The 8,552-nt window shown below is 40.7% G+C and carries 9 protein-coding genes; 1 reads left to right on the top strand and 8 read right to left on the bottom strand.

The genetic code is table 11. The features are described from left to right. Positions 1–144 precede the first annotated feature (144 nt). The 3 genes from F7734_RS59475 to F7734_RS59465 all read right to left on the bottom strand — a co-directional run bounded on the left by F7734_RS59475 (position 145) and on the right by F7734_RS59465 (position 4,129). On the bottom strand, positions 145–2,364 hold the full coding sequence (locus tag F7734_RS59475) for a response regulator (protein ID WP_155753549.1): 2,220 nt from the start codon (positions 2,362–2,364) through the stop codon (positions 145–147). A gap of 169 nt (positions 2,365–2,533) precedes the next feature. Then, positions 2,534–3,121: a chemotaxis protein CheB gene (locus tag F7734_RS59470; RefSeq protein ID WP_155753548.1), complete on the bottom strand. Its 588-nt coding sequence runs from the start codon at positions 3,119–3,121 to the stop codon at positions 2,534–2,536. A gap of 183 nt (positions 3,122–3,304) precedes the next feature. Next, a complete protein-coding gene (locus F7734_RS59465) occupies positions 3,305–4,129 on the bottom strand; it encodes a protein-glutamate O-methyltransferase CheR (RefSeq protein ID WP_155753547.1) in 825 nt (274 codons plus the stop codon). Between the two features lie 428 nt (positions 4,130–4,557). On the opposite strand from F7734_RS59465, the gene F7734_RS59460 reads away from it, so the two are divergent. Beyond that, entirely contained in the window at positions 4,558–5,868 is a 1,311-nt protein-coding gene (locus F7734_RS59460; RefSeq protein ID WP_155753546.1) for a ScyD/ScyE family protein, read from the top strand. A 128-nt stretch (positions 5,869–5,996) separates the two neighbouring features. Here F7734_RS59460 and F7734_RS59455 read toward each other — a convergent pair whose 3' ends face one another. The 5 genes from F7734_RS59455 to F7734_RS59440 all read right to left on the bottom strand — a co-directional run bounded on the left by F7734_RS59455 (position 5,997) and on the right by F7734_RS59440 (position 8,440). Beyond that, the gene (locus F7734_RS59455) at positions 5,997–6,425 is read right to left on the bottom strand and encodes an aspartyl protease family protein (protein WP_243147633.1); all 429 of its coding nucleotides are present in this window, start codon (positions 6,423–6,425) and stop codon (positions 5,997–5,999) included. Between the two features lie 75 nt (positions 6,426–6,500). Next, entirely contained in the window at positions 6,501–6,569 is a 69-nt protein-coding gene (locus F7734_RS66620) for a hypothetical protein (RefSeq protein ID WP_347566479.1), read from the bottom strand. Then, a complete protein-coding gene (locus F7734_RS59450; protein WP_347566478.1) occupies positions 6,550–6,819 on the bottom strand; it encodes a type II toxin-antitoxin system YoeB family toxin in 270 nt (89 codons plus the stop codon). Before F7734_RS59450 ends, F7734_RS66620 begins: the two co-directional genes overlap by 20 nt. Positions 6,820–6,829: 10 nt before the next feature. Next, on the bottom strand, positions 6,830–7,114 hold the full coding sequence (locus tag F7734_RS59445) for a type II toxin-antitoxin system Phd/YefM family antitoxin (protein WP_155753544.1): 285 nt from the start codon (positions 7,112–7,114) through the stop codon (positions 6,830–6,832). A 51-nt stretch (positions 7,115–7,165) separates the two neighbouring features. Continuing rightward, entirely contained in the window at positions 7,166–8,440 is a 1,275-nt protein-coding gene (locus F7734_RS59440) for an ABC transporter substrate-binding protein (RefSeq protein WP_155753543.1), read from the bottom strand. Between the last annotated feature and the right edge of the window lie 112 nt (positions 8,441–8,552).

Here is an 8,552-nt window from a genome sequence, read left to right as displayed (position 1 = left end):
TTTTCCCGATATTGTTAATGGCTAATGGCTAATGGCTCATGGCTAATGGCTAATGGCTAATGGCTAATGGCTAATGGCTAATGGCTAATGGCTAATGGCTAACGACACTTGACCAATGACACTTGACAAATGACACTTGACAAATTAACTCTTACCATGTTGGATGAGCTTTGTCACTGAATTAATCAAGTTACTTGGTTCTACTGGCTTGGTGACGTACTCTTGAAAACCTAATTCCAACGCCCGATTGCAGTCTTGTTCTTTAACATATGCTGTGAGTGCAATAGCTGGTATTTGTCCTCCTATCTCTGGTTCCAAGTTTCTTAACTTGCGAATCAGAGTGTAACCGTCTTCTTCTGGCATTCCAATATCACTTACTAATACATCGGGCAGTGATGTCTCAATAGTTGAAAGTGCTTGATGAACTGATGCAACAGCGGTGACGTTAGCACCGTGCTGTTGCAAAACAGTCGTGATATACTCTCTAGTATCAGTATCATCGTCAACAACTAGCACCTGTAAGCCACTGAGGATGTGGAAACTGCTATGACCAGAGTTGATTTTAGGTTCTATGTTGGGGAGAGTGGGAGCAAGGGAAGGTTTGTTTCCCTCTCTCTCTCCTCCCATTTCCTTTTTTACAATGTCTTTTCCTTGTAAAAGAGGTAACCTTACAGTAAAAGTCGCTCCTTGTCCTATTCCCGGACTTTCCGCACGAACGCTTCCTCCATGCATTTCCACTAGATAACGTACAATCGCCAACCCCAGCCCCAATCCGCCTTGGTTTCTGGTGATACTGCCATCTGCTTGTCGGAAGCGATCGAAAACATAGGGTAAAAACTCTGGGCTGATACCATTTCCCGTGTCACTAATTGTAATTTGAATATATCTTGGGGATTGGGTATTGGGGATTGGAGATTGGGAAGAATCCCCATCGTCTAATGCCCAATGCCCAATGCCCTCTTCCATTGACAGTCGAACCTGAATGTGTCCACCTTCTGGTGTAAACTTGAGCGCGTTATTCACTAAATTCCATACAACTTGCTGCAAGCGATTGGGATCGCCCAAAACGTAATAGAATGTGGCGAGGGCGAGACGCAATGACACGGCAAGCTGTACTGGATCTTTCCTCTCGTCTTTTTGTCCTCTTGTTTTTGCTGCTTCTGAATCAGTGGATTCAACAATATACTCCAGTTGAATCTTTTTAGTTTCTGCTTCTAAATGAACGCTGTCTATGACTGCTGAAACTACAGATGCTAAATTGACTCGTCCAAGGTTCAATTGCAACTTACCGCGTATAATTCGCGAAACATCCAAAATGTCATCAATGAGTTGTGCTTGCAAAGCCGCATTGCGTTCAATCGTTTCCAACGCACGAACTATAGCTTTTTCATCTAATTTTCGTTGGCGCAATAATCTCGCCCAACCAAGTATTGAAGTCAGTGGCGTGCGAAGTTCGTGGGAAAGGGTTGCCAAAAATTCATCTTTCAGGCGATTTGCTGTTTCCGCCTCTTGTCTTGCTGTTTGTTCGCGAATTAGCTTTATGTGTTCTTCTGCAGCTTTTTTTCGCTCTGTAACATCTTCTACCGTACCAACATAACCGATGACCTGTTTTTCATCAGAAAGCATTGGAGATGAAGACATAAGTACCCAACGCTCAACACTGCTAGGGGTGAGGATGCGAAATTCCCCTTTGTATTCCTGCCCTTTACTGGATACAGCATACCAATCAGCAATAACTTGTTGTCGATCCTCTGGATGAATTGCCAACGTCCAACCGTCACCCAAACTCTCCTCATACGTCATGCCATAGATAGCTTGATAGCGAGGATTAATATAAGTACATTTACCTAATGTATCCGTTAGAAAAATTCCGACAGGCGAACAAACGCTTAATGAACGAAACATTTCTTCACGTTTTCTCAGTTCAGCATTCATCAATGCCAGTTGTGCGGCTTGTCGCTTCACCTCATTGCTTTTCTGAAACAAGTCCACAAAAGCCGATACCTTATACTTTAAAATTTCTGGCTCTATAGGTTTAAACAAATAGTCCACTGCACCAACAGAGTAACCCCTGTACACCATAGTGTCGCTGGTGCTATATGCTGTGAGAAAAATAATTGGTGTATGGCGGGAACGTTCTCTCTGTCGAATAAGCGCTGCTGTCTCGAACCCGTCCATATCTGGCATCTGCACATCCAATAAGATGACGGCAAAATCCTGATTGAGAAGGTGCCGCAGTGCTTCCGCTCCTGATGTAGCCCTAATCAAATTTTGCCCCAAGCTATCTAAAATTGCCTCCAGGGCTAGCAAATTTTCTGGATGGTCATCCACCAGCAGAACATTAACTTTTGGTTCTAATGACATCGCAATCAGTACGCTTCAAGAAATAGAATAAGGCTTTTCAAAGTCTTTCTATTGACTGTGACGCCTATAGTTCATTTATTCACACTACCTTAAGTTATAAATTTGGTTATTCTTATGAATGAGTTTAGTTCATAACTTTATCTATATCAAAATAAAGATAAGAATTATGTTAAATACGACAAATTTTCACCAAGAAAGGGGCAATATCTGCTAAATGTAGAATTTTATCCACAACGCCAGCTGCGACAGCTGCTTTGGGCATTGTTGCACAATAGGCAGTAGACGGTTCTTCCACCACTGTTTTGCCACCTCGCGATCTAATTCTTGCCAGTCCTTGTGTACCATCATGATTGGCTCCTGTCAAGAGTACGCCAATCACTTTATCGGCGTAAGCATCCGCCGCCGTTTCAAAGAGGACATCAATCGATGGTCTTGCATAGGTCACTGGAGCATCAACAGACAAGGAAAAATAAGGGTGCGGTACGGCATCATTTCTCCCTTCAACCTGTAAATGATAATCAGCAGGCGCTAAATACACGTAGCCCGGTAAAATCTCTTCCCTATCTTGGGGTTCTACGATCGCTAGTTGACTGTATTGCTGTAACGCAGTTTTCAATTTATCATCGTTAGAATCTTTGTGACGGTGTTGAACAATAGCCACAGGAACTGGAAAATTTTTCGATAACCCTGCAAGTAAAACGGACATGGCATTGACTCCCCCTAAAGATGCGCCAATAACAATCAGTTTAAAAGTCATTAGTGGTTAGTGGTTGGTTGTTAGTAGTTGGTTAGCTTATTAGTAGTTTATTACAGTAGGTTGGGTTGAGGAACGAAACCCAACCTACCACAATACATTTAGCGATTTAATATTCACTTTATAAATGACCTCTGACCCACGTCCGTTCAATCCCACTAACCACTAACTACTAACCACTAACCACTATCTAATCCTACGATAAATCTTTTCATCGCCGTCTAACATTTCATAATCTTTGTCATGGGGAGTAAATTTGAGGGATTCTTGACGGCCCAAGCTAAGGATACCATATCTATTAAGGCTTTCGTAAAAAAGATTGTGAACTCTATTTTGTAAAGATTGATTGAAATATATCAATACATTTCTACATAGAATGACATGAAATTCATTAAAAGAATTATCTGTGACTAAGTTATGTTGTGAAAAAACCATATTTTCTTTAAGATAAGAGGAAAATATCGCATTATCGTATGCAGCAGTGTAATATTCTGAAAAAGATTTTTTTCCTCCTGCCTGTAAATAGTTTTGAGTATAGGTTTGCATGAGTTCAAGTGGAAAAATTCCAGATATTGCTTGTTTTAAAACCATTTCGTTAATATCAGTTGCATACAACCGACAGCGGTGATAAAGCCCTTCTTCATGCAACAGAATTGCCATAGAATAGACTTCTTCACCAGTTGAACATCCAGCGTGCCAAATGCGAATAAAAGGATATGTTCGTAATAAGGGTATAACTTTTTTTCTTAAAGCTAGAAAAAAACTAGTGTCACGAAACATGCTAGTGACATTAACTGAAAGATTAAATAACAATCTTTCCATACATTCTGGATTGTGAAGCACTTTTTCTTGCAATCCAGAGATACTCGTTAATCCTTCAGATTCAATTGTTCCCCAAATTCGACGTTTAATTGAAGCTAAAGCATAGTTTCTAAAATCAAATCCATAGTAACGATATATACCTTCTAACAGCAATTGAATTTCTATATCTTCAAGTTGCTCTTGCATCATAAATTCGTTAGTTTTTGCTGATTACATATAGAGTTTGTTTGGCTTGGAGAAAGTTCTATTTAATAGAACTACAATAATTCTATTTCAAAATTATGAGTTAAGGAAATGCATACAAGTATATATGCCTAGTGAATGAGCTTTAGCCATGTAGACGTTTATGAAGTAAATCTTGTGAATGAGCCAAAGTCTGTCTCTAGGATAAACGTCATATATCTTATGAAATATGAAGGAACATTCAAAGAATCATTTATAAATCATCTCTTAGATGAAAAATAGAAAATAAAAAACAAAAAAATATCAAGTCAATCGAAAAAAAGTTCATTGCGATCGCTCACCATTATCCTATATATTCTCTGTAAAAAGTACAGACCTTCAATATTTTTAATTAACACAAAAGATTTTTGTCCTTTTGACGCCTAAATTCTTGTATGCGTTTACCATTTCTATCTCGAACAACTGTCAGCTTTGCAACTCTTGTATTCGGTTTTGCTACTGTTTTTGGAACTCAAAGAGTAGTAGCTGCTTCATTCAGCGTTGTTGCTGATGGACTCAATAATGTAAGAGGTCTTAACTTTGGTCCCGATGGCAGTCTTTACATTACAGAGTCAGGTGTGGGAGGAGATGGGCGGTGCGTTCCCGGACCTAGTTTGGAAGGTCTTGATTCTTGTGTAGGTACAACTGGTGCAGTCACTAGAGTGAAAGATGGTAAACAAGAGCGCATACTTGAAGGTTTACCATCTACAGCTTTAAGACCTAGTGGAAGTACGGGAGAAGGTCCCCAAGATATACAATTTGATGCTGTAGGAAATCCTTACCTTTTGATTGGGTATGGTGGTAATCCCACCATCAATGATTTTCCAGAAAGCGCTTCAGGTTGGGGACAACTTTATAAAGTAGATTTTCAAACGGGTTCGCTAACAAGTATTGCTGATTTTGCAAAATATGAATTGGCTAATAATGCTGATGGGGGAAATGTCCTTGATACCAGTGGTGAGATAGCTAGTAATCCTTATGCCCTGGCGATAAAGGATAATACTGCTTATGTTATTGATGCAGCTGCCAATAATGTATTAACTGTAGGGCTTGATGGTAGTAATTTGAAATCTTTTGTTGTACTTCCCAAGCAAAAGATATCCAATCCCGTCTTTCCAACTCCCGGTTCTGGACAGGTTTTACCTCCTGAAGCACCTCCAAGCGATCGCATTCCTGAAGAAATCGAGATTGAGTCTGTTCCAACCGGTGCTTCATTTGGTCCCGATGGTGCTTTGTATGTTAGTGAGTACACGGGTTTCCCTTTTCCGGTAGGAAAAGCACGTATTTTGCGAGTCGCGTCTGATGGCGAAGTTACGGTTTTTGCCGAAGGTTTTACCCAGCTCTCCGATTTAGAATTTGATGCTAAAGGGAATTTGTATGCGTTGCAGTATTCCAATGAACCTCAGTGGTTGGGTACCGCAGATGCGTCTCTTATCCAGATAGCCCCTGATGGAACTCGTACAACTCTCTTGAGTGGTAATGGGCTTGAGTCAGCAACTGCTCTTACCGTCGGTTCTGAGGGCGATGTTTATGTATCGAATAAGGGCGATCGCGCAGGACAGGGACAAGTTCTGAGGATTAGTCCAATAACAAAAGTTCCCGAATCAGGTACAACAACTGCTTTGGTTGCGTTTGCAGTTTTAGGATTGATATCACGTCCGCTTATATACTTAAATAAAACTCACGCAAAGACGAGGCAGCGCTAGCTTGTGGTTACCACCAGTTGAAGCGCCTGCCGTCGCAAAGGCGCTAAGAATTTAAGCATCTTTTCCGCATGGTTATGCTACCGGACATGATATGAGTTGTTTGTTACACCGTAAGCTTAAGATGAGGACTACTTGATAGTTGCTACTGGGTAATCAGGATTGGCGGGATTTGGAACTAATTGCTGATTTTTGCAATCTACCAAAAAATCTAGTTTTTCCAAAATAACTTGACCTAGCATAACTTCGTCTCCCACCACTAATCCTTCATCTGCAGTTTGTCTTCCTTGACATTCAATTAGAACGGGTTCGGTAACGCCCACTGTTTCCTCTAGTCCATTTGCGTAACGAGCTACCTGTTTACCTCTAATTCGTAAACCCAATTGTTCGACAACCTGCATTGGCAGTACAAGAGTAAGTGCTCCTGTATCTACTAATGCTTCGGTTTCACACTCTCTCAACAAATGGGGAGCAAGCACTCCTCGGCTTATCATCGCTTCGTCTATTGCGTTTGTCAGTTTGACTCTAACTCGGACTGCCCCCATAGTTGTTGGCTCCATTTTGAAGCTCTCCATAGTACTGCAAAATATGAGTGTACTTACATTTTGTCTCAATTGAAAAAGTAAAACTCTTTTTTAGCGATCGCTGTAATGATAACGAGCTTGAATAAACTCAATGCGGTTGTTACTCACGACATAAACAATGCGATCTACTTGAGTGAGCCGCCGTGACCATATGATAATATTTTAATCTTTCAGGTCTGCCTGTTCCTTCAAAAGGATTGCGTCTTATCTCTTCAACTAGAGATAAAACTCGGAGTGCAATCTTTCTATTTGTCTCTACCCAATAGGTAAGGTCTTCCAAAAACTGCTTGTCAAAAACGAGGTCAGGTTGTGAAATCTCTTGAGAAATTTCAGATTGAGAAAGTTCTTCGGGTTCTAAATTTTCTGACATTGACTTGTTATTATTCTTCGTATAAATTAAACTCCTTACGAAGCTCCTCTATAGTTTGAGGTTTATTAGTCTTAGCTTTGACACGTTGCAAAGCATCTAAAAGACGCGCTGCATTTTCAGGTGACTGGAACAAGTATGCTGTTTCTATGATACTGTTCAATTCTGAAGTGGGAATTACGGATACGCTTTCAGCACCTTCACGAGAAACAACTACAGGTTCTCGGCTTTTAATTGCCTCATTGTAAATTTCATCGAAGTCGTTGCAAGCTTCGGCATAAGTTTTTTGAGTAGTCATTTTCTGTTCCTGTATCCATGTATTTTTCCATGGTAAACCTTATAAATAGTATCACTCCATCGCGATCGCTTTGACTAATTGATTTGCTTGTTCCTGTCCTCGCTGCATTGCTTGGTTGAGGGGTTGCTGTCCGAGTAAAGCACTGACAAACTGGTTGTCAAAATTGTTCATAATTGGTGCAGGGTATTTACCCAGTTGCCATGGCATCCCGTAGTCTACGCCTGCTAACAGTGCAGATCGCAAAGGGTCTTTGTCATATCCCAGTTTCTGAGCAACAGATTTCCGTGATGGCAAGGCAAAACCTGTTTGCGTCCATTTTGCCATTCCTTCTTTGCCTGTAAGATAAGAAATTAATTCCCAAGCTTCGGCTTTGTGCTCTGACTGCTTGTTCATCACATAAGCAACAGTAAAAACCATTGTGCTTTTTTGATTGTTAATACTCGGTACTTCTGCGGTAGCAAACTCTAAATTGGGAAAAGTTTCCGTCAGATACGGAATTGTCCAAGTCCCTTCAACAATCATTGCAACTTTGCCCTGACCGAACATTTCACCACCAGAGTTAGTCCCAACATCAGATTTTTGTGCTGAAGAACGGTCTTTTTGGTATTGGTCTACTGCTAAGCGCAACCCTTGCAAAGCTTCCTGACTGGCAAACGTTGCATAACCGTTGCGGTCTACAACTTGTCCTCCAAAAGCTTTAATTTTGTAAGCTTGACGTGCTAATTCAGGGATTTCACCGAAGCCATATTGGTCGATTCTGCTATCCTGGTTAGGGTCTATAGAGAGCTTTTGAGAATAGGTGCGGAGTTCATCCCAAGTGTTTGGGGGGCTATCTAAGCCTGCTTTAGCAAAAGCTTTTTTGTTATAAAACAGAGCAAGAGTTGAATAATCTTTAGGAAGACCGTATATGTAATTTCCATACTGAAAACTCTTTAATAACGTTTCCTCAAAATCCGCCAAGTCAAATTCGGAGGTAATATATGTATCTAGTGGTTCCAAAACATTCTGGCTCATCAAGAAAGGAGCTTCAAAAGCATCCAAATAAAAGACATCGGGCGCTGCTTCTCCAACCAAACGAGTTTTTATCACATCCATATATTGGTCATTAATAACCTCATGTTTCACTTTGATATTTGGATGCTTTGCCTCAAATTCATGCAGGACTTGTTTCAAAAGTTTTTGTTCTGCTGGGCTAGCTATCCAACCGCTGAGTTTGATAACGACTGGGGTAGATTTCGTGGAAATGCTTGGTAAGTGCTCGCATCCAATTATCAAAAAGGCGATCGCAATCAAAACCCCTAAAAATTTCCAAATGCTTATTTTCATCTTTTTTTAAGGACTGGGGATTAGGGGGTAGGGGTTAGAGGCACAAGGGGGACAGTATATTCTTCTCCCTAGTCTACCTCTTACTACTTCCTCTCCCTAGTCTACCCCCTAC

The sequence above is a fragment of the Scytonema sp. UIC 10036 genome (assembly GCF_009725235.1).
This window is presented reverse-complemented; position numbering and strand designations above follow the sequence as displayed.

Excerpts from the sequence above, each read along its gene's own strand:
- F7734_RS59475 (WP_155753549.1), bottom strand. The coding sequence starts at position 2,364 with ATGTCATTAGAACCAAAAGTTAATGTTCTGCTGGTGGATGACCATCCA.
- F7734_RS59470 (WP_155753548.1), bottom strand. The coding sequence starts at position 3,121 with ATGACTTTTAAACTGATTGTTATTGGCGCATCTTTAGGGGGAGTCAAT.
- F7734_RS59465 (WP_155753547.1), bottom strand. The coding sequence starts at position 4,129 with ATGATGCAAGAGCAACTTGAAGATATAGAAATTCAATTGCTGTTAGAA.
- F7734_RS59460 (WP_155753546.1), top strand. The coding sequence starts at position 4,558 with ATGCGTTTACCATTTCTATCTCGAACAACTGTCAGCTTTGCAACTCTT.
- F7734_RS59455 (WP_243147633.1), bottom strand. The coding sequence starts at position 6,425 with ATGGAGCCAACAACTATGGGGGCAGTCCGAGTTAGAGTCAAACTGACA.
- F7734_RS59450 (WP_347566478.1), bottom strand. The coding sequence starts at position 6,819 with ATGTCAGAAAATTTAGAACCCGAAGAACTTTCTCAATCTGAAATTTCT.
- F7734_RS59445 (WP_155753544.1), bottom strand. The coding sequence starts at position 7,114 with ATGACTACTCAAAAAACTTATGCCGAAGCTTGCAACGACTTCGATGAA.
- F7734_RS59440 (WP_155753543.1), bottom strand. The coding sequence starts at position 8,440 with ATGAAAATAAGCATTTGGAAATTTTTAGGGGTTTTGATTGCGATCGCC.